Source organism: Bradyrhizobium sp. Ken01 (genome assembly GCF_055807355.1).
Window position 1 is genome coordinate 155,297 of sequence record NZ_JBVVPC010000005.1, and the last position, 19,864, is coordinate 175,160.

Genomic DNA, 19,864 nt, shown 5'->3' on the forward strand with positions numbered 1-19,864 from the left:
GCCCAACACATGCTTTTGACGCAACACGGCCTAGAATATCGCTGTCAGCGAATCCAGGTCGAAGCCCAAGTTTCATGCCCGTCCGCCAATTGCCAGAACAGGTCGTCAACCGCATCGCCGCCGGCGAGGTGGTGGAACGGCCTGCGAGCGTGGTCAAAGAACTGGTCGAGAACGCCATCGATGCCGGCGCGAGCCGGATCGACGTCTTTACCGATGGCGGCGGGCGTCGGCGGATCGGCATCACCGACGACGGCGGCGGCATGACCGCCAGGGACCTGTCGCTGGCGGTCGAGCGTCACGCCACCTCCAAGCTCGACGACGAGGACCTGCTCCAGATCCGCACGCTCGGATTCCGCGGCGAGGCACTGCCCTCGATCGGGTCCGTGGCGCGGCTCGCCATCACCACGCGGCACGCCGGCGAGCCGCATGCCTGGGCGCTCAATGTCGAGGGCGGCGAGAAATCCGAGATCATGCCGGCCGCGCTCGCGCATGGCACGCGGGTCGAGGTCAACGACCTCTTCTACGCGACGCCCGCGCGGCTGAAGTTCTTGAAGACCGACCGGACCGAGGCTGAAGCTATCCGCGAGGTGGTGCGGCGCCTCGCGATGGCGCGGCCCGAAATCGCCTTCACGCTCGCGGGCGAAGAGCGCGCCCCGGTGACCTGGGCTGCGGCACTGCCCGGCGTCGCCGGTCGCCTGACGCGTCTCGGCGACATCCTGGGGGCGGAGTTCCGCAGCCATGCCATCGAGGTCCACGCCGAGCGCGAGGGCGTGGTGGTCGCCGGCTATGCCGCGGCGCCGGCGCTGACCAAGGCCAACGCGCTCGGGCAATATCTCTTCGTCAACGGCCGCCCGGTGCGCGACAAGCTGATCCTAGGGGCGGTACGCGGGGCCTATGCCGACTATCTGCCGCGCGACCGTCATCCGGTGCTGGCGCTGTTCGTCACGCTCGATCCGCGCGAGGTCGACGCCAACGTGCATCCGGCCAAGACCGAGGTGCGGTTTCGCAACGCCGGCCTGGTACGCGCGCTGATCGTGCACGGATTGAAGGACGGGCTTGCGCGGGAGGGCCGGCGCACCGCCGCCAACAGCGGCGGAAGCGCGCTGTCGTCGTTCCGCCCCGCATTCACGCAGCGCCCGGCAAGCTGGGACTGGCGGGCGTCGCCAGCCGCTCCGGTCGCGCCGATGCCGTCATTCGACGGCTCCGCCGTGCCGGCATTTACCGAACGCGCGCAAGCGGCCTTCGATGTCGGCGCACCCAGCGCGGACGTGCGGGTCGAATCCCAGGCGGTCAGTGACTTGGTCGATCGCCCGCTCGGCGCTGCGCGCACCCAGATCCACGAGACCTATATCGTCTCGCAGACCCGCGACGGCCTGATCATCGTCGACCAGCACGCCGCGCATGAACGCATCGTCTACGAGCGGCTGAAAGCCTCGCTGGCTGCCAACGGCGTGCAGCGGCAGATCCTGCTGATCCCCGAGATCGTCGAGATGGACGAGGCCACGGTGGAGCGCCTGCTCGAGCGCAGCGAGGAGCTGGCGTCGTTTGGGCTTGCGATCGAATCCTTCGGCCCCGGCGCGGTCGCGGTGAGCGAGACGCCGTCGCTGCTGGGCAAGGCCGACGCGGGCGGGCTGTTGCGCGATCTTTCCGAGCACATGGCCGAGTGGGACGAGGCGCTGCCGCTGGAGCGCCGGCTGATGCACGTCGCCGCCACCATGGCCTGCCATGGCTCGGTGCGCGCCGGCCGCAGGCTGCGGCCGGAGGAGATGAACGCCCTGCTCCGCGAGATGGAGGACACCCCGAACTCCGGCCAGTGCAATCACGGCCGCCCGACCTATGTCGAGCTGAAGCTGTCGGATGTCGAGAAGCTGTTCGGGCGAAGGTGACCTTCGAAGTTACGGCCGCTTCAAAAACACGAACTCCGTGTCGTCATAAGCGCGCCGCTCCAATTCCTCGAAGCCCTCCGGCGTGACGAACTGCGCCGCCTTCGCCTCTTCCACGACGAGCAGCGCGCCCGGCGTGAGCCAGCCGCCGTCGCGCAAGCTCGCAAGCGCCTTCTCCGCAAACCCGTTGCCATAGGGCGGATCGAGGAACACCAGCGAGAACGGCTCGACCGGATGCGCAGGCCCGAGATCGGTCGCGTCTCGACGATAGACTTTTGTCACGCCACCCAAGCCCAGCGTCTCGACATTGTTCCGCAGCAGGGCGCGCGCTTCCGCGCCGTTGTCGACGAACAGCGTGAACTTCGCGCCGCGTGACGAGGCCTCGATGCCCAGCGCGCCGGTGCCGGCGAAGAGATCGAGCACGCGCGCATCCGCAATCGGATCGTCATAGGCGTGCACGAGGATGTTGAACACGGACTCGCGCAGGCGGTCCGCCGTGGGGCGGATGTCGCGCGAGGACGGTGAGGCCAGATTGCGCCCCTTCAATCGACCGCCGACGACGCGCAACCTCAGTCCTCCTTCGGCGCCAGGTCGCGCTTGCCGTGATAGCCGCGCTTGGGACGGCGCGGCGGACCGTAGCCGCTCGCCTCAGCCTCGTTACGCTCGCGCGCTTCCTCGCTGCCGGTGCGCTGCACCAGTACGCGACGGCCCTTGCGGTCATTGATCACGCCGCGCTTGCTCGCCGGCTTCTTCTCGCGCGGCGCGTCGTCCCCCTCATGCGAGGCGGATTTCTGCGGCACGTCGAACTGCGCGCCCGATTTCTCGATGATCTTTTCGCCGAGCTGGTCGCGCAGCACGCGGGACTTGATCTCCTCGACCTGGCCTTCCGGGACCTCGCCGAGCTGGAACGGGCCGTAGGAGACCCGGATCAACCGGTTCACCTCGAGTCCGAGATGAGCGCAGACGTTGCGCACTTCGCGGTTCTTGCCCTCGCGGATCGCGAACACCAGCCAGACATTGGCGCCCTGGTCACGCTCCAGCGTGGCGTCGATCGGACCATATTTGACGCCCTCGATCTCGATGCCGTTCTTCAGTTCGTCGAGCTGCGCCTGCGTGACGTCGCCATGGGCGCGGACACGGTAGCGGCGCAGCCAGCCGGTGTCGGGCAGCTCGAGGGTGCGCGCGAGCCCGCCATCATTGGTGAGCAGCAGCAGGCCCTCGGTGTTGAAGTCGAGCCGGCCGATCGAGATCAGCCGCGGCAGACCTTCCGGCAGATTGTCGAACACGGTCGGACGTCCCTCGGGGTCGTCATGCGTCGTCATCAGGCCGCGCGGCTTGTGATAGAGGAACAGCCGCGTGCGCTCACGCTCCGGCAACGGCTTGCCGTCGATGGTGACGACATCGTTCGAGGTGATGTCGAGCGCCGGCGAGTTGATCACGCGCCCGTTGACGCTGACGCGGCCCTGCGTGACCATCTCCTCGGCATCGCGGCGCGAGGCGAGGCCCGCACGCGACAGCACCTTGGCGATACGCTCGCCGGCCTTCTTCGGCTTGGCCTCTTCCTCGCGGCGCGGCCGCCGCTCGGAATCACGATCGCGCTCGCGATAGGCGCCGCGGCCACCGAAGGCCGGACGCTTCTCGAAGATCCTGCTCTCGTCCTCGTTTTCGCGGCGTGGACGATCACCGGAGCGAGCTTCGCTGCGGGGATGCTCGTGCCAGTCGGAGCGGCCCTCGGAGCGCTCGCGCGGACGATCGAATTTCGGGCGGTCGCCGCCGCGATCGAACCTCGGACGATCATCGCGTGGACGATCGAACTTGGGACGATCGAATTTGGGCCGCTCGCGGAACGGACGATCACCCGATGGACGATCGTCGCGCGAACGCGAAAAGCGCGGACGGGCGTCGCCGCCGCCTTGCCGATCGTCGCGCTTCTGCCAGGGCTTGTCCTGACCGCGGTCGCTGCCGCCAAAATCCTTGCGCGGACCCTTGCTGAAGTCCTTGCGCGGCGGCCGGTCGCCGCGCGGAGCCGCATCGCGCTTCTGCCAGGGTTTCGAATCGCTGCGCTCGGTCCGATTGCGGTCCGGTGCGCCGCGCGAAAACTTCCGCTCGCCGTCGAACTTGCGTTCCGGACGGTCGCCACGCGGCGCGTAAGGTCGCTTGTCGCCGAACTTCGTGTCGCCGGTTCGGCCGGCCGGACGGGACTCGTCGCGATCCCTGCGCGGCGGACGGTCATCACGCCCATAGGACGGGCGATCACCGAGCGGCTTGAATGGCCGCTTGTCGCCATCACGCGAGGGGCGATCCGAAAATGGGCGGTCGCCACGGGGCTTGAACGGGCGCTTCTCGCCGTCGCGCGACGGACGATCGGAAAACGGACGGTCTTCACGCGGCTTGAAGGGCCGATCGCCACGCGGCTTGAAGCTGCGCTCGCCACGATCCTCGCCGCGCGGCCGGTCTTCGCGCGGCCGGTCTTGGCGATTGAACTTCGGGCGGTCGGCGAAATCGCGTCGGGGCGCATCACCGTCCTCGCGGCGGCGGACCGGACGGCTGTCACGGTCGCCGCGGGGCGGGCGGCTGTCGCCCTTGCCCTCGAAGCCGCGCTTGGCGAACTTCTTGTCGGGCCCGCGGGGCTTGCCGGAACGGCCGCCCTTGGCCGGGCCGCGATCACGACGGCCGCGGGAATCGTTGTCTTTGTCGCTGTCGCGAGGCATGAATAATCTCACTCAGGGGGTGGCCAGAAAGCATTGTGCGCGCTCGTCTCGAGCCGCATGCTCAGGCAAATTCGGTAAGCACTTCTGCTGAAGGCGCAGCTACTAGCAGGTTTCTCGCGATGATACGAGGCTTGAAAGCCCCCTCTTTCATGGATTTGGCGCTCAAAACGGCCGAAAACGCCGGAAAGGCGGGCGAAGTTCCGATCGGATGCGTCGTGGTCCGCAATTACGAGGTCATCGCCACCGCGGCGAACCGGACGCTGACCGACTACGACCCCACGGCGCATGCCGAGATCGTGGCGCTGCGCGAGGCGGCCAAAAAAATCGGCAGCGAGCGCCTGGTCGACTGCGACCTCTACGTGACGCTTGAGCCGTGCACCATGTGTGCGGGCGCGATCTCGTTTGCAAGGGTGAGGCGCCTGTATTACGGCGCCGCCGACCCCAAGGGCGGCGCGGTTGAATCAGGCGTGCGGTTCTTCACCTCGCCGACCTGCCATCACGTCCCGGATGTCTATTCCGGGGTCGGCGAAAGCGAGGCGGCACGGTTGCTCAAGGACTTCTTTCGCGAGCGGCGGTAGGAGATACGCCCTCCGCTGTCATGCCCCGGCTTGACCGGGGCATCCAGTACGCCGAGGCGTATCGATCAATCATGACCGCCTCGGCGTACTGGATCGCCCGGTCAAGCCGGGCGATGACAGTTGAGTGTGTGGCGAACAGCGGGGGCCTAGACCGAGAAGAACTCGCGCAGCGCCTTCGCGGTGACGTCGGGGTTTTCCTCGGTGAGGAAGTGACCGGAATCCACCGGCATGCCATCCACGTTGGTCGCCCATTGCTTCCAGATGTCGAGCGGGGTGGCGGGGGCTTGCGCCACGCCGGCATTGCCCCACAGCGCCAGCATCGGAATGGTGATCTTCTTGCCGGCCTCGAAATCGGCCTTGTCGAGATCGTAGTCGAAATAGGCGCCGGCGCGATAATCCTCGCACATCGCGTGGACGCGGGCGGGATCGCGGAACGGGGCGATGTAGTGTTCGAGCGCACGCTCGTCGATCGCCTCTAACGTCTTCGACCTGGTCTGGCTCGCCATCTTGAAGCGCAGGAAGAACTCGCCGTTGCTCGCAATCAGCGTCTCCGGCAATGGCGCGGGCTGCGCCAGAAACGTCCAGTGATAGATCTTCAGCGCATAGGCGCGGTTCATCCGCTCCCAGTAATTATAGGTCGGCAGGATATCGAGCACCGCAAGCTTCGACAGCCGGCCGGGATGATCGAGCGCCAGGCGATAGGAGACGCGGCCGCCGCGATCATGGCCGGCGAGCGCGAAGTGCACGTGGCCGAGACGCTCCATCGCCTCGACCATGGCCTTGGCCATCGCGCGCTTGCTGTAGGGGATGTGCAGCGCGTCGCTCTCGGGCATGTCGGACCAGCCATAGCCGGGCAGATCGGCGATGATCAGCGTGAACTGGTCGGCCAGCTGCGGCGCGACTCGGTGCCACATCACGTTGGTCTCGGAGAAGCCGTGCAGCAGCAACAGCGGCGGTCCCTTGCCGCCGACGCGGGCGAAGATGCGGCCGAAGGAGGTGTTGATCCATTCGGAGGCGAAGCCGGGATAGAGGTCGGCGAGATCGGACATCTTCTGCATCCTTATCTGTCAGCGCTGGATTTGCTCGGTCTTGGGGTGCCCCAAAACAAAAAGTCGAAAAACAACCCCATGCACAGTAGCTAAGTCCAACCGCCGCCTACATAATTTCGGAGTGCCGGCGGCGCAGCCCCACATTGCGCGCGTGTGCGAAAAAAGCCTGTCAGTTCTTGGCTTTCTCGGCGTCCACCGCCTGCCAGCCGATGTCGCGGCGGCAAAAGCCTTCGGGCCAGTTGATGCGGTCGACGGCCTGATAGGCGCGGGCCTGCGCCTCCGTCACGGTCTTGCCGAGCGCGCAGACATTGAGCACGCGGCCGCCATTGGCGAGGATGGCGCCGTCCTTCTCGACCGTGCCGGCGTGGAAGATCTCGGCGGTCTCGACCTCTGAGGCGTCGTCGAGCCCCTCGATGCGCGTGCCCTTCTGATAGTCGCCGGGATAGCCCTTCGCCGCCATCACCACCGTGAGCGCGGCCTCCGGATGCCAGCGCAGGTCAAAGTTCTTCAGCTGCCCGTCGCAGGCGGCGAGGAAGGCCGGCACGATGTCCGACATCATCCGCAGCATCAGCACCTGGCACTCGGGATCGCCGAAGCGCACGTTGAACTCGAACAGTTTCGGGCCCTGCGTCGTCAGCATGATCCCGGCGTAGAGGATGCCGCGGAACGGCGTGCCGCGCTGCTTCATGCCTGATACCGTCGGCAGGATGATCTTGGCCATGATCGCGTCGTGGATCGCCGGCGTCACCAGCGGCGTCGGCGAATAGGCGCCCATGCCGCCGGTGTTCGGACCGACGTCATGGTCGAACACGCGCTTGTGGTCCTGCGCGGAAGCCAGCGGAATGGCGGTCTCGCCGTCGCACAGCGCGAAGAAGCTGATCTCGCGGCCCGGCAAAAACTCCTCGATCACGACCTCGGCGCCGGCCTCGCCAAAGCCGCCCTCGAACATCATGGCGATGGCGTCCTCGGCTTCGCGCACCGACTTGGCAACGACGACGCCCTTGCCGGCGGCAAGTCCGTCGGCCTTCACCACGATCGGCGCGCCCTGGCTCTGGACGTAAGCCCGCGCATCGGCGGCGTTGGTGAATCGCTTGTAGGCGCCGGTCGGAATGCCGAATTCGGTGCACAGCGCCTTGGTAAAACCCTTCGAGCTTTCGAGCTGGGCGGGAATCCTGTCCGGCCCGAACGCCTTGATGCCGGCGGCGGTGAGGTCATCGACGATCCCGGCCGCCAGCGGCGTCTCCGGGCCGACCACCACGAGCTCGACCGCATTCGTCTTGCAGAAGTCGATCACGGCGGCATGGTCGGCGACATCGAGCGCCACGCATTCCGCCTCGCGCGCGATCCCGGCATTGCCCGGCGCGCACCAGAATTTGGTCACCAGGGGAGAGGCTGCGATCTTCCACGCCAGAGCATGTTCGCGGCCGCCGGAACCAAGCAGGAGAATGTGCATCGAAGGCTCGAAATGAGGGGTTTGGCTTGCGGCGGAGGTCGCACGAATCGGGGTGGGGCTCAAGGGGGGCATAGCTCCAACCCCCGTCATTCTGGGGCGCACGAAGCCGCCAGCCAGGAATCCGTTGGCAACGCTTCCATTTCGCTTTCGACGAAACGACGGACATTGCGATGCCTAACGCCGCGACGACCGTTTGAATGAATTTGTGTACGATGCTGCGAAGAGGCCCAATGCTCAGTTGGGAATCAGAGGGATTCCGTTTTGCACGGCGCGACACCCGCAGCCGAGATAACCGAAGCTAACGAAAAGGTAGCAGCGTGCTAAGCTTCCCTTCTTGAGGCTGGGGGTCGCGACCCTGATCAACAGGGTGCTTACAAACACGACGGGGCCATTGATGGCAGAGCAGGACGGAAGTCTCGGAGGTGATAGGCGCCTCAGTGTTGTAGTCGTGGTTGCGAATTCGCGTGCCAGCGCGATTTTCGAGCCCGGTGAACATGTGGCTATGAATTTTGAAGGCCCTCCCGGCACATTCACAGTAAAATTCTGGACGGACTACGGGGGCAACTTCGAAGTGCCCGTGCCGTTGAAGTTATGCGCTGAAGGACGTGGACCTGCGGGTGGCTTGAGCGATGCCGCCAGGCGTTTTGGCAACGCTGCCCGAGCCGGAAGTGGCATATTGGCATTCGTAGCGAACGCGGATGTCGGCCTCCTTCAGCCCGAATTGGTATTCGACGTATCCCCGGATCAAGATAAGCATGATTTTTTGCAAATCGTGCAGCCAGAGCGGCCGATTCAAGCGGTGCCAAACCGTCGCATTGAAGTAGAGGCAGTAGGTGCGGTTGGAGTAGCACTTTCGGCTCATCCCGAGTTGATCAGGCTGAGGAGGGCAATAGCACAATACGCAACGGCATTGAGTTTCTGGCAGCCTGGTCAAGAACTCCAATGTGTAGCCCATCTCTACATGGGCGTGGAAGCGCTCACGAAGGCGATGCTCCGGCAACATCTATTGGTCCGTGGCTTAAGCGAAGAGGCGATGATCCAGGAATGGCAAGTCGAAAAGAAGCAACTCGACAGTGAAGTGCGACGTAGGCTGATCTTCCGTGAGGATCAGGAGGCATATACCAAGGCAAAGAGTGTAAGCGACGGATTCGAACACGGCTTTAGTGAGTACGACGAGATGCATGCTCCCGCTCGCGAGGTCGTTGTTAGGACAGCCCGGCATTTGAGACGCGCCATTCTCGACATGCTGAAACTTGAGGTCCAGATACGCGAAAGATTGTTAGGCAAAGAGTTCGATGAACCGCGAGGTCCAGTGCTTCTCGTGCGGTATTTGCGTGGGACTCTGTCTGGACACGCGGATGATTTGGCGATGCCCGACCAACTCTATCCTGTGATGCAGTGGCACGGTGGTATCAAGTCGGTCGTGCGAGACGAAAACGGCAAATTCAGCTTCACAACCGATGAGGGGTTCACAGCTAAGCTTGGCAAGGGTGTTACATTCGCCCCTGGCACGTATGAGGTGTGGGACGGTAGCAAGATCAGCGAGCTACCAACAATGCCGGCGACAGATACACCGCAAGCCTTTGCCCCCTCTACTACGAAACGGGAAGCCAAACTTAAATAGAGCCCGAAGCCGCGCGATCATTTCATTCGCAGCGGCAGTCCGACCGCCAGAACCCGAAACTTTGTACCAGTAAAGCAGCGTTGGCGCCGTGATGCCTCGGACCTGATGGTGGCCGTACTTCTCACTTATCCGATCGAACGTGCGGCCCTGCTTGATGCGCACCTGATAGCGAAGTTTTTGGAAAGGCGAGTCCAAATCGCTTCGATAGGAAGCTATTAGTTGCTTGAGCGCTAGCGCCATTGTCCGTCACAGCCCCTCGGCGTGCGAGTACATCAACAGAAGGATGGTGATAATCACAACCGCCGCAGCTATGCCGACCACTCCGTCGGCACGGATAACTGCTCCGAGGAAGTGTATTTCGAGTCGTTGAAATTGGTCCACCACATTAGCTCCGTGCTACTTGGCTCAGACGATCCGAACCGATGTCGCCATTGGGTCAGCATCGGCACGTGGTGCCAAGATCATTCGGCGGTCAAAAAAGATCTTGAGTGATCGTAAGGCCTTAAGCAGGACGCAATGTCATCAGCGCTCTTGCAAAAAAACCGCTGATGTAGGTGACCGAAAACTACTATGCCGATAAGTATCTGAGTGAGCTGTCAAAACCTCGCGCGATAGCGCGAGAATATGACGGGAAGAGACTTTGGTAAGATCATCGCTGCGGAAAGTGGATGATCGTTCAAGTGGTTGGCCTGATCAGCGGTTTTTTCTCTTCCATCCGCGGCCGTCCAGACTTGTAGCGGGGTTGCTGCTTGCGCATTGGGAATGCGCTAGTTCGCGACCTGGACCCAATGCCTGGCGACTTCCCCCACGGGAGTAAAACGGCGTCACCGTGAGCACGGGTACCGAGAGGGTTTTTCTCGCGCGAAGCGCCGGATGAGGGGTTTCCATCCACACGCACAAATATTTGCAGAGACAGACCCCTCACCCGAGTGTGCCCGTGTCTGCCAACGGAGATGCCCTCTCCCACAAGGGGCGAGGGCACAGCAATCTGCACCTCGATCGCGAAGCCACGGATATGTCCGCAATGGACATTCGCGCCGGTTTGGCACTCCGATGCAAACTTCCGGTCTAGCCTCGTGAACCGACATGTACGGCACCAAGTCAACGGAAGCGATGGGCCAACTGGCGACATTGCGGCTTTGGCCTGATATTAAAGCGCCATGGTTCGCAATGTTCTTTTGTTGGGCACAGTTGTCGCATTCTTCGCGACAATGGTGTCCGCCGTCGTAGGAAGCTATTTCGGGATCCGTGCGGTTCTGAATATCGCTCCTGGCGGACCGCGCCGATGGACTGTAAGGGTCTGGCGGCTAAATGCTGTTCTTTTCCCCGACGAGCTTTCAGCCTCAGGGAAGCGTTACAGGTTGCGATATTTGAGGGCCTTGATCGTAACCTTGTGCTCAGGCGTAGCTTTGACTGCATTTGCCGTCGCGCTGTACAACACCAAGCCTTAACTCAGCGGATGCCGACCGAATGTCGCTTCAGGGTCACAAGCCGCCGATCGCGCTCGAGGTGGGAGACTTCCGCTTTGCGTTGGTAAGCCGACGTTTATGAGTACACGTCCTACCCCTGCTTCCCCGCAATAATCTCCTGCAACGTCGCCACATGCCGCGCGAACGCGCCGCGGCCCGCTGCAGTCGCAGTCACCGTGGTTTGCGGCTTCTTCCCCACGAACGCCTTCTCCACCGACACGTAGCCCGCCTTGGCCAGCGTCTCGATATGCGCGCCGAGATTGCCGTCAGTGGCGCCGGTGAGCTTTTTCAGCCGGGAGAATTCCAATCCAGCGGTACCCGGCAGCGCGTTCAGGGCCGCCATGATCTTCAGCCGCAACGGCTGGTGGATGATGTCGTCGAGCTCGGCCATCAGATCCGCCGCATCCAGAGGCCGCCGAGGATCAGGCCGCCGCCATTGACGAAGGCCATCCAGAGCGGAAATGCCTCGCCGATGAAGAAGAAGCCGATCAGCGTCAGCGCGGAGATGCCGAGACCGATCGCGATGAAGGCATAGCCGAACCAGAGACCCGCCAGCGAATAGAACAGCATGAAGTAGAGCGGCCAGAACGTGCCGAGCTGGCGCGGACCGAAATGACCGAGCAAATTGGTGCAGAGATAGCCAAAGGCGAAGAACAGCACGAACACCAGAAGCAGTCTGATGTTGAAACCGGCGCCATGGGAGTGATGCGGCGGATTGAAAATGCGCAGCGCCACCAGACCGCCGGCGCCCAGCGTGTCCGCGGCAACCCAGGCGTAGACCGCATAGACCGGCCAAAGCCAGGTCACGAGATTGGCCGCGAACACCAGGATGCCCCACCAGACGGCAGCAAAGCTCGCCAGCTCATAGAGCTGCGATTGCTTCACGCGCTGGACGATGTCGTCGATATCGGCCAGCGCCGCGGACGCTTCCTTGCTGTCGATCATGACTGCCCTGCCCCGCGCGTTGCCACGTCGTCGGCGATGAGTGAGATCGCCTTCGGGTTGGTGACGATGCCCATATGGTTGATGCCGTCGATGATCTTGACGTCGACCGACGGTTTGATGGCCTGCACGGTCTCCGCATATTTATCCGAGATCATCATCTCGTCGTCGGCGCCGCCGAAGATCGTGACCGGACGTGTCGTCGCCGGAAAATCGATGCGATAGCCGCGCGTCGCGAAATTGCGCGTCAGGCGATCGGAATAGGTAGAGACGAGATATTTTGCCGAAGTCGCGGGCACGGCGAGAGCGAGCACCGGAAGCTGCGAACAGCAGTCGATGCCGAGCTTGCGCAGCGTGGCGAGCGCGAAGAAGCGCGGCAGGTCGACATTGGCCCAGCCGCCGGCATGCGGCTTGTTGGTCGGCGCGTCATAGCCGAGATAAGGCGCGAGCAGCACGGTGCGCACGAACATGTCCTGCATGATCGGTGTCGCGGCGACGCGCAGCGAGAAGCCGGCGCCGGCGGAATGGCCGATCAAGGTGAGCGGCAGCTCCGGCGCGGTCTTGCGCACCTCGGCGACGAAGTCGACGAGGTCGTCCTCGAGCTGGCCGACATAGCCGATATCGCCGCGCGTGCCGGAGCCGCCATGGCCGCGCATGTCGAGCGCCCAGGTCTCCACCCCGCGCGCGGCGATGGCATGGGTCAGGGCATGATTGACGGTGCCGCTGGAGCCGGACGAGCCGTGGATGAAGATCGCGCCACGCCCCGTGGCAGGGCCGTTGGAGGCGTAGTGGCGGAAACCGATCCAGGTGCCGTCGCGGGCCTGGAAGCGCTCGAGGGGCGGGAGGGTGGTCCAGTCGATGCCCTTGGCGGAGTCGGAGACCGATCGCATCTCCGGCGGCCGCTCCAGCGGCGTCGCGATCATCGCGGTCAGGATCAGCGCCACGCCGCCGACCGCACACAGGGCCCATTTCAGCCCGCTCAGAACGCCGCGCAGCAGTCGAATTGCCATGATCCACTCCCCTCAAACCGATCAACTATAGAGAACTCTATACTACAGAGTACTCTCCTGATCAATCCCCGGATTGGCGCCGCGCTGCAAAAATCCTTAACGTCGGGTCTGATCCCAACATGCCGAATCGTTTGCCGATGCCTTCAGCGGAACCCCTGCTCAACACTCCCGAATTCACCGTTTCCGAGCTCTCGCAGTCCCTGAAACGGACGGTCGAGGACACCTACGGCCATGTCCGGGTCCGCGGCGAGATCTCCGGTTTCCGCGGGGCTCATTCCTCCGGCCATTGCTATTTCGCGCTCAAGGACGAGAGCGCCAAGATCGAGGCGGTGATCTGGAAGGGCGTGCACGGCCGCATGCGCTTCAAGCCCCAGGAGGGGCTCGAGGTCATCGCCACCGGCAAGCTCACGACCTATCCGGGCTCCTCGAAATACCAGATCGTGATCGAGGCGCTGGAGCCGGCCGGCATCGGCGCGCTGATGGCGCTGATGGAAGAGCGCAAGCGGAAGCTCGCCGCCGAAGGCCTGTTCGACGAGGCGCGCAAGCAGCTTTTGCCGTGGCTGCCGGAGGTGATCGGCGTGGTGACCTCCCCGACCGGCGCCGTGATCCGTGACATCCTGCATCGGCTGGAGGACCGCTTTCCCCGCCACGTGCTGGTGTGGCCGGTGAAAGTTCAGGGCGAAGGCTCGGCCGAGCAGGTCGCGGCCGCGATCCGCGGCTTCAACGCGTTGCCGGAGGGCGGCAGGATTCCGCGCCCCGACGTGCTGATCGTCGCGCGCGGCGGCGGCTCGCTGGAGGATTTGTGGTCGTTCAACGAGGAGATCGTGGTCCGTGCCGCGGCCGAGAGCATGATCCCGCTGATCTCGGCGGTGGGGCACGAGACCGACATCACGCTGATCGATTTCGTCGCCGACAAGCGCGCGCCGACGCCGACGGCGGCGGCCGAGATGGCCGTGCCGGTGCGCAGCGATCTCTTTGTCGAGGTCGGCGATCTCGGGCGACGCACCCGCGCCTATTGGCTGCGCAGCCAGGAGAGCCGTCGCAGCGAGCTGCGTGCGGCCGCGCGCGCGCTGCCGGCGGCAGGCGATTTGCTGGCGATCCCGCGGCAGCGGCTGGATTCGGCGGGCGCGTCCCTGCCCCGCTGCCTCAAGGCCAACACCCACGCGCATTTCCGCAGGTTCACCGCCGCGAGCGCCAAGCTGACGCTGCGGGTGCTGCATGGCCAGATCGCGCAGGCCGATCATCGCCTCACCGTGTGCGGCGAGCGGCTCGGCCTTTCCGCGCGCTCGCTGCTGCGGCGGCGACGCGACCGCTTTGCCGGGCTGGAGGTGCGCCTGCGCGCCTCAAAGCTCTCCAATGCGCAGGCGCAGCGCAACGCGATTGCGCGCCAGCGCGAGCGCACCCATCGCCTGGCCGAGCGCGCGGGCCGCGCGCTCGTGACGCTGTTGCAGCGGCTCGATGCCCGCGTCGAGAACAGCGGCAAGCTGCTCTCCGCCTTGTCCTATCGCGGCGTGCTCGCGCGCGGCTTTGCGCTGGTGCGCGACGAGGCCGGCCATCCCCTGCATGCGGCCGACGCGATCGGGCCTGGTGCACGGGTCGAGATCGAATTTGCGGATGGGCGTGTGGGTGCGACCGCGGATGCGGATCGTGCAGCACCGACGGCAAAGCGCGCGCCTTCGCAGGCCAAGGCGGCGGCGCAAGAGGCGAAGCCAGCTCCGAAGCGCGTGGGCAAGCCGGTGGATCAGGGGAATTTGTTTTAGAGGTCGCTGTCATTCCCCGCCTTGTGCGCAATTGCGCACTGGAGCGGGGAATCTACGCCGCGGCTTCTCGATCGATCACAGCCATCTCGGAATACTGGATCGCCCGGTCAAGCCGGGCGATGACAGTGAGGATGTGGCATGCGCGTGCCACAGGCCGTCGTCCTGGCGAAAGCCAGGACCCATACCGCGAGGTCTATCGGGCACGCGTGGTGTCAATCCCGAACGACCAATCTTCGCCAAACGACTCCCTGGGGTAATGGGTCCTGGCTTTCGCCAGGACGACGCTGGGAGAGGCTTGCGTGCAGCCCCAACCTCGTCATTGCGAGCTGTCGTAGCCCGCATGAGCGTAGCGACATGCGGGACCAGCGGCCCCGGATATCGCTACGCTCATCCGGGCTACAAGACTGCGCGTCTCAGCGGCAGGACAAGCCCGCGTCGATCGTGGTCCAGAAGCCGCAATGTTCCGGCGCGAGTTGCGGCGCGCCGGCATGGGCTTCGAACAGATGGGCTTCGAACAGGAAGACCGCGACCGTGAAGACGATCAGGGCGGAGGTGAACAGGACGAGGCGGTTGCGCATGGGATTGCGTTTAATCGACATCGTGGTCGAATGATGGCGTCGTCACGGGCTTCCGGGCTACGAGACCCCCTCTACCGCGCCAGCCACTCCACGACTTCCTTCTGCGACTCCGCGCGCGCGGCCGCATCGGTGCCGAGATGGCCGTGCTCGGGCGCGGCGGCATCAAGGCTGCCGGCGGCTGCATGCAGCGGCGTGTTGGCGCGGTCGAAATCGTGATAGGCGCCGGGATAGACCACGATGCGCGCGAGCGCGCTGCGGCCATGCGCACCATCGACCATCTGGCGGCAGGCCGGCGGCGACGAGACGTCGTCATTGCCGCCGATCAGCACCAGCGTCGGCACCCGTGTGCTCCAGCCGAGGCCCGCGGAAATCCTGCAGTCCGGGTAGAACGCGATCGCGGCGCGGAAATCCGGGCCCACCTCGCGCGCAACGCTTTGCGGACGCACGGCCCAGAGCAACGCGCTGGCGCCGTTCGCCCAGCCCATCAGGCTGACGCGGTCGCGCGCAACCCAACTCTGCCGCATCAACCAGGCGCGCGACGCCGCGATGTCGGTGACGCGTTCGCGCCGCGCCTTGACGTGCATCTCCTTGACGCGGCATTGCGGCCCGAGCTCGCGCGAGCCGTAGCTGTCAGGGAGCAGGACGGCATTGCCGGATCTGAGCAGCCGCTCGGCCCAGTCGCGATAGCGGGGCAGAACGGAATCGGAATGACCGCCGAGGCCGCCGCAGCCGTGGAGCGCGATCACGGTCGGAAACGGCCCGGTGCCCTCGGGCTTGTAGAGCTGCGCATGCAGCACGCCGGAGGCCAGCGGAATCTCGACCTGCTGCGGCGCCGGCGAGCCGTGCGCGGCCGAGATCAGGAACGTCAGGAACAGGGCGGTGAACGGAAGGCGCATCGAACTTTGCCGTTGGATCCTTCGCTCAAGCACTATCATGCGGAATCGGCGCCAAAACATCACAAACCGGTGGGTTTACCGGGCGGACAAGCCACCCTATCTATGCTACATCCCATCCAACACATCGTGCCCTCCAAGTGATCCCGGAGCGGCCTTCCACGGAGACCTTCGACCGTGCTGAACAAGTTCGGCCCCTCGGGCCATGGCGAAGCGCAGGTGCAGTATCTCGACGGCGATTTCCGCGTGATCTCGCCGGGGACCTTCGTGCGTTGCGCGATCACCGATACGCGCATCCCGCTCGACGAGTTGAAATACTGGAGCGTGGATTTGCAGGAAGCCTACGCCACGCCCGCCGCCGTGCTCGAGCGGCATTACCCGGGCGCGCCCAAGCCGCAAGCGTGAGGCGGGGGGCAACAACTTCATCGCATTCTCCTGAGCGGTTCAAACCGATAGGCGTGTTGCGATGAACGTCGCGTGAATGTCCTCGTCGCCCTGGCGAAAGCCAGGGCCCATTACCCCGCGAGCGCGTGTGAGGCAAAGCGGGAGCCACAGTGAATCGCAAAACTAAATTCGGTGGCAATGGGTCCTGGCGTTCGCCAGGACGACAGTGGGTTTCAACGCCTTGAAAACCGCCGCTCGCGCGCCTTGTAGAGCTGATCGCTGATCAATTGCCGGAGCGCAGCCGGGTCGTCGAACTCGAGCTCGACGGCGAAAGGCACGATGCCATCGGGCACGCCTTCGCGGCCGTGCAGACGCGCGAGATCCTTTTCCGTCGTCACCAAGGTTTGCTGCTCGCGCCGCGCCTCCGCGGCGAGGGTTGCGATCTCGTCGTTCGAAAACATGTGATGATCGGCGAAGGCACGCGTAGCCGCGACCTCGATACCGCCAGCACGCAAACTGCGGAAGAACCGCTCGGGATCGCCGATGCCGGCGAACGCGAACACCGGCTTGCCCAGCAGTCTTGCGACCGATCCGGCGTCGGGTTTCAGCCGCGCACGCAGCACCGGCTTGTTGCGCCTGGCAAGCTCGGCGGCGACATCGTCGGCGGCGCGGCCGCCGCCGATCACGACCAGCGCGTCGGTGCGCGCGAGCTGCGCCTTCAGCGGCGCACGCAGGGGGCCGGCCGGAAACACCCTGCCGTTGCCGAGGCCGCGCTCGCTGTCGATCACGATCAGCGAGGTGTCCTTGAGGAGACGCGGGTTCTGGAAACCGTCGTCCATCAGGATCACGGTGGCGCCTTGCGACTTCGCCAGCACGACGCCGTCGAGGCGGTCGCGCGCAACTGCAATAGGGATGTCGCGCGCCATCATCAGCGGCTCGTCGCCGACATCGGAGGCGGTGTGACGTATCCGGTCGACCATCACCGGGCCCTTGAGGCTGCCGCCATAGCCGCGGCTGAGCACCACCGGCGTCTCGCCGAGCTCGCGCAGGAGCTTCGTCAGCGCCAGCACGGTCGGCGTCTTGCCGGCGCCGCCGACATGGTAGTTGCCGACGCAGATCACGGGGATGCCGGCGTCGACGCCCTCGCGCAGCATCCGCCGTTCCGTGATCGCGCCATAGAGCGCACCCAGCGGCCCCAATGCGTACGATTCGAGCGAACGTGGCCGGTACCAGAAGGCCGGCTCACGCATTGGCGGCCCCCATCTCGATCCGCAACTGCAGAAGATAAGGCTCGAGCGCAGTCATGGTGCGGTTGAGAGCGCCGCCGAGATCCTCGACCACGCCGGCGCCCGACTGCTGGATCTTCTGGCGCAGGGCAGGATCGGCGAGCAGCTGACCGAGTTGCTTGATCAGCAGTTCCTGCGTGTCGGCTTGGCGCGCGCCGCCGCTGTGATCGAGCGCCTCGTAGACGTCGGCGAAATTGAAGACGTGCGGACCATGGACGATGGCCGCGCCGAGCTTGATCGCTTCGATCGGATTCTGGCCGCCGTGGTGGATCAGCGATCCGCCCATGAACACGATGTCCGAGAGGCGGTAGAACAGGCCGAGCTCGCCCATGGTGTCGGCGATGTAAACGTCGGTGGCCGCCGTCGGCAGCTCGTCGCGCGAGCGCAGGGCCGGCTTGAGGCCGGACGCCGTGATCAGGCCCGTGATCGAGGAGCCGCGATCCGGATGGCGCGGCACGATCACGGTGAGGAGCTGCGGGAAGAAACCGCTGAGGCTGCGATGCGCCGCCACCAGCATCTCCTCCTCGCCCGGATGGGTCGAGGCCGCCACGATGATCGGACGCCCGCGCGTCATCGCCGTCAGCCGTTCGAGCTTGGCGGGATCGGCCGGCGGCGCGGGAACGTCGAGCTTGAGATTGCCCGTGGTGACGACGTCGCGGCCGCCGAGCGCCGCGAAGCGCTGGGCATCGGTCTTCGACTGCGCCAGACAAATGTCGAACCGCGATAGCAGAGCCGAGATGGTGCCTTGCATGCGGCGCCAGCGCGGGAAGGAGCGCGGCGACATCCGCCCGTTGATCAGCACCATCGGCACGCGGCGCGCGGCGCCCGCCAGGATCAGGTTCGGCCACAGATCGGATTCGATGAACAGCGCCAGCGACGGCTTCCAATGATCGAGGAAGCGCGCGACATAACGCGGGGAATCATACGGCACGTATTGATGGATGACGTCGGGCGGAAAACGCTTTGCGACAATGGCAGCCGACGTGACGGTGCCCGAGGTGAGCAGAATGCGCAGGTTCAGATCGCGCAGGCGCTCGATCAGTGCCGCCGCGGCGAGGACCTCGCCGACGCTGGCGCCGTGAATCCAGACCAGCGGACCATGCGGCCGCACGTCCCGGGACAGGCCCCGCCGTTCGCCGACGCGCGCGGGATCTTCCTTGCCCTGCTTCAGGCGCCGCTTGATCAGCACAGGCGCGAGCGGCACCAGGCCGCGCGCCAGGCGCCGGTACATTCGCAGCGTCAACGGCAGCGAGCCGGGCAGCGATTTAGGCATCTGCAGGTCCCGGCCGGCCGAGTTGCGCATAGGCGCGGCGGGTCGCCTCGTTGAGGGTCTCCTCCAGCTCGAGCCGCAGCGCTTCCATGGTGGCGGCGTTCGCGTCCGGCGGAACGTGGATTTCCTTGATGCCGACCAATGCGCCCCGCCCGAACGGCAGGTTGATGGTGGTGCGATCCCAGTTCTTGAGCCGGACGAAGCGGCTGGTCGCCATCGCAAAAGGCATGATCGGCCGCCCCGATTCCCGTGCCAGCATGATGATGCCGAGCCCGGCCACGCGCGAGCGCTTGGGGACGTCGGCGGTCAGCGCGACATTACAACCGTCCTGGAGCGTCCGCACCATTTCCTTGAAGGCGCCGACCCCGCCCTTCCGATGAAACGCGCCGCCATGGTCGCCGGACCCGCGGATGGTGCCGATGCCGAGCCGCTCGGCGGCAATCGCGTTGAACTCGCCGTCGCGGTGACGGGAGATCAGGACCCTGGCCTTGTACCAGTCCTTGTTCTTGATGAAGGGGGTGAGGAAATGCTGGCCGTGCCAGAACGCGAAGATCGCCGGGATCTGCGGCTCGACACGGTCGTAGACGTCGGGCGGATCGAACGTGAATTTGTTCGTCCGCCAGACCAGACGCAGATATTCCGCCGCCAGGATTCCGACGGCACGCTGGACGAAGCTGCTCCTCAGCGTATTGCGAAGCAGCTTTTTCAACGCGCCGGTTCTTGATTCGGGTCGAGCAGCCGGTGGAGATGGACGATGAAATAGCGCATCTGCGCGTTGTCGACCGTGCTCTGCGCCTTGGCGCGCCAGGCGGCGTGCGCGGTCGCGTAGTTCGGATAGAGGCCGACGATCTCGACGTCGTCGAGGTTCTTGAAGGTGTTGTGCTCGAGATCGACGAGCTCGCCGCCGACGACGAGGTGGAGCAGTTGTTGCGGGGCACTATCTGGCATCGGTTCTGTTCCTAACGGGCTGCCCG

Annotated in this window: 18 protein-coding genes; 5 read left to right on the forward strand and 13 right to left on the reverse strand. The window is 65.0% G+C overall.

From position 1 onward, the window contains the following. Window positions 1-74: 74 nt before the first annotated feature. Window positions 75-1,886, forward strand: coding sequence for a DNA mismatch repair endonuclease MutL (gene mutL, locus AC0L3S_RS07820; RefSeq protein WP_473278625.1), 1,812 nt, complete (start codon window positions 75-77; stop codon window positions 1,884-1,886). A gap of 9 nt (window positions 1,887-1,895) precedes the next feature. Here mutL and rsmD read toward each other — a convergent pair whose 3' ends face one another. Together rsmD and AC0L3S_RS07830 are read right to left on the reverse strand one after the other, a co-directional pair. Next, window positions 1,896-2,450, reverse strand: a complete 555-nt coding sequence (gene rsmD / locus AC0L3S_RS07825) for a 16S rRNA (guanine(966)-N(2))-methyltransferase RsmD (RefSeq protein ID WP_473262554.1) — start codon at window positions 2,448-2,450, stop codon at window positions 1,896-1,898. 2 nt (window positions 2,451-2,452) lie between these two features. Beyond that, window positions 2,453-4,594, reverse strand: coding sequence for a pseudouridine synthase (locus tag AC0L3S_RS07830; RefSeq protein WP_473278626.1), 2,142 nt, complete (start codon window positions 4,592-4,594; stop codon window positions 2,453-2,455). Window positions 4,595-4,713: 119 nt separating this feature from the next. Here AC0L3S_RS07830 and AC0L3S_RS07835 point away from each other — a divergent pair, with 119 nt between their 5' ends. Beyond that, window positions 4,714-5,172 (forward strand): nucleoside deaminase, encoded by a 459-nt coding sequence (locus tag AC0L3S_RS07835; RefSeq protein ID WP_007596901.1) that lies wholly within the window; start codon window positions 4,714-4,716, stop codon window positions 5,170-5,172. A 146-nt stretch (window positions 5,173-5,318) separates the two neighbouring features. Here the strand turns inward: AC0L3S_RS07835 and AC0L3S_RS07840 are convergent, their stop codons facing one another. Next, the gene (locus tag AC0L3S_RS07840) at window positions 5,319-6,221 is read right to left on the reverse strand and encodes an alpha/beta fold hydrolase (protein ID WP_473278627.1); all 903 of its coding nucleotides are present in this window, start codon (window positions 6,219-6,221) and stop codon (window positions 5,319-5,321) included. A 169-nt stretch (window positions 6,222-6,390) separates the two neighbouring features. Further along, window positions 6,391-7,674, reverse strand: coding sequence for a phosphoribosylamine--glycine ligase (purD, locus tag AC0L3S_RS07845; RefSeq protein ID WP_473278628.1), 1,284 nt, complete (start codon window positions 7,672-7,674; stop codon window positions 6,391-6,393). Between the two features lie 502 nt (window positions 7,675-8,176). Here purD and AC0L3S_RS07850 point away from each other — a divergent pair. Then, window positions 8,177-9,298, forward strand: coding sequence for a hypothetical protein (locus AC0L3S_RS07850; protein ID WP_473278629.1), 1,122 nt, complete (start codon window positions 8,177-8,179; stop codon window positions 9,296-9,298). Window positions 9,299-10,858: 1,560 nt separating this feature from the next. Here the strand turns inward: AC0L3S_RS07850 and AC0L3S_RS07855 are convergent. Genes AC0L3S_RS07855 through AC0L3S_RS07865 form a run of 3 tightly spaced genes read right to left on the reverse strand, consistent with a single transcriptional unit; the run spans window position 10,859 to window position 12,719 of the window. After that, window positions 10,859-11,158, reverse strand: a complete 300-nt coding sequence (locus AC0L3S_RS07855) for a winged helix-turn-helix domain-containing protein (RefSeq protein ID WP_027520413.1) — start codon at window positions 11,156-11,158, stop codon at window positions 10,859-10,861. After that, complete coding sequence (locus AC0L3S_RS07860; RefSeq protein WP_473278630.1) at window positions 11,158-11,712, reverse strand: Asp23/Gls24 family envelope stress response protein; 555 nt, start codon at window positions 11,710-11,712, stop codon at window positions 11,158-11,160. The genes AC0L3S_RS07855 and AC0L3S_RS07860 overlap by 1 nt, the downstream gene beginning before the upstream one ends. Continuing rightward, window positions 11,709-12,719, reverse strand: coding sequence for an alpha/beta hydrolase (locus AC0L3S_RS07865; protein WP_473278631.1), 1,011 nt, complete (start codon window positions 12,717-12,719; stop codon window positions 11,709-11,711). Before AC0L3S_RS07865 ends, AC0L3S_RS07860 begins: the two co-directional genes overlap by 4 nt. 137 nt (window positions 12,720-12,856) lie before the next feature. On the opposite strand from AC0L3S_RS07865, the gene xseA reads away from it, so the two are divergent. Next, window positions 12,857-14,479 (forward strand): exodeoxyribonuclease VII large subunit, encoded by a 1,623-nt coding sequence (xseA, locus tag AC0L3S_RS07870; protein WP_473278632.1) that lies wholly within the window; start codon window positions 12,857-12,859, stop codon window positions 14,477-14,479. A gap of 413 nt (window positions 14,480-14,892) precedes the next feature. On the opposite strand, the gene AC0L3S_RS07875 is transcribed toward xseA, so the two are convergent. Next, window positions 14,893-15,057 carry a hypothetical protein gene (locus AC0L3S_RS07875; RefSeq protein ID WP_473262544.1) on the reverse strand — a complete coding sequence of 55 codons (165 nt, stop codon included), beginning with the start codon at window positions 15,055-15,057 and terminating at the stop codon, window positions 14,893-14,895. 71 nt (window positions 15,058-15,128) lie between these two features. Continuing rightward, entirely contained in the window at window positions 15,129-15,953 is an 825-nt protein-coding gene (locus AC0L3S_RS07880) for a dienelactone hydrolase family protein (RefSeq protein WP_473278633.1), read from the reverse strand. Between the two features lie 174 nt (window positions 15,954-16,127). Here AC0L3S_RS07880 and AC0L3S_RS07885 point away from each other — a divergent pair, with 174 nt between their 5' ends. After that, on the forward strand, window positions 16,128-16,355 hold the full coding sequence (locus AC0L3S_RS07885; protein WP_007596922.1) for a DUF2093 domain-containing protein: 228 nt from the start codon (window positions 16,128-16,130) through the stop codon (window positions 16,353-16,355). Between the two features lie 212 nt (window positions 16,356-16,567). Here the strand turns inward: AC0L3S_RS07885 and lpxK are convergent, their stop codons facing one another. The 4 genes from lpxK to AC0L3S_RS07905 are packed head-to-tail and all read right to left on the reverse strand — an operon-like array spanning window position 16,568 to window position 19,838. Further along, window positions 16,568-17,584: a tetraacyldisaccharide 4'-kinase gene (gene lpxK / locus AC0L3S_RS07890; RefSeq protein ID WP_473278634.1), complete on the reverse strand. Its 1,017-nt coding sequence runs from the start codon at window positions 17,582-17,584 to the stop codon at window positions 16,568-16,570. Beyond that, a complete protein-coding gene (locus AC0L3S_RS07895; protein ID WP_473278635.1) occupies window positions 17,577-18,923 on the reverse strand; it encodes a 3-deoxy-D-manno-octulosonic acid transferase in 1,347 nt (448 codons plus the stop codon). The genes lpxK and AC0L3S_RS07895 overlap by 8 nt, the downstream gene beginning before the upstream one ends. Beyond that, window positions 18,886-19,599 carry a lysophospholipid acyltransferase family protein gene (locus AC0L3S_RS07900; RefSeq protein ID WP_027520420.1) on the reverse strand — a complete coding sequence of 238 codons (714 nt, stop codon included), beginning with the start codon at window positions 19,597-19,599 and terminating at the stop codon, window positions 18,886-18,888. Before AC0L3S_RS07900 ends, AC0L3S_RS07895 begins: the two co-directional genes overlap by 38 nt. Next, complete coding sequence (locus AC0L3S_RS07905; RefSeq protein ID WP_007596929.1) at window positions 19,596-19,838, reverse strand: DUF4170 domain-containing protein; 243 nt, start codon at window positions 19,836-19,838, stop codon at window positions 19,596-19,598. Before AC0L3S_RS07905 ends, AC0L3S_RS07900 begins: the two co-directional genes overlap by 4 nt. Window positions 19,839-19,864 lie beyond the last annotated feature (26 nt).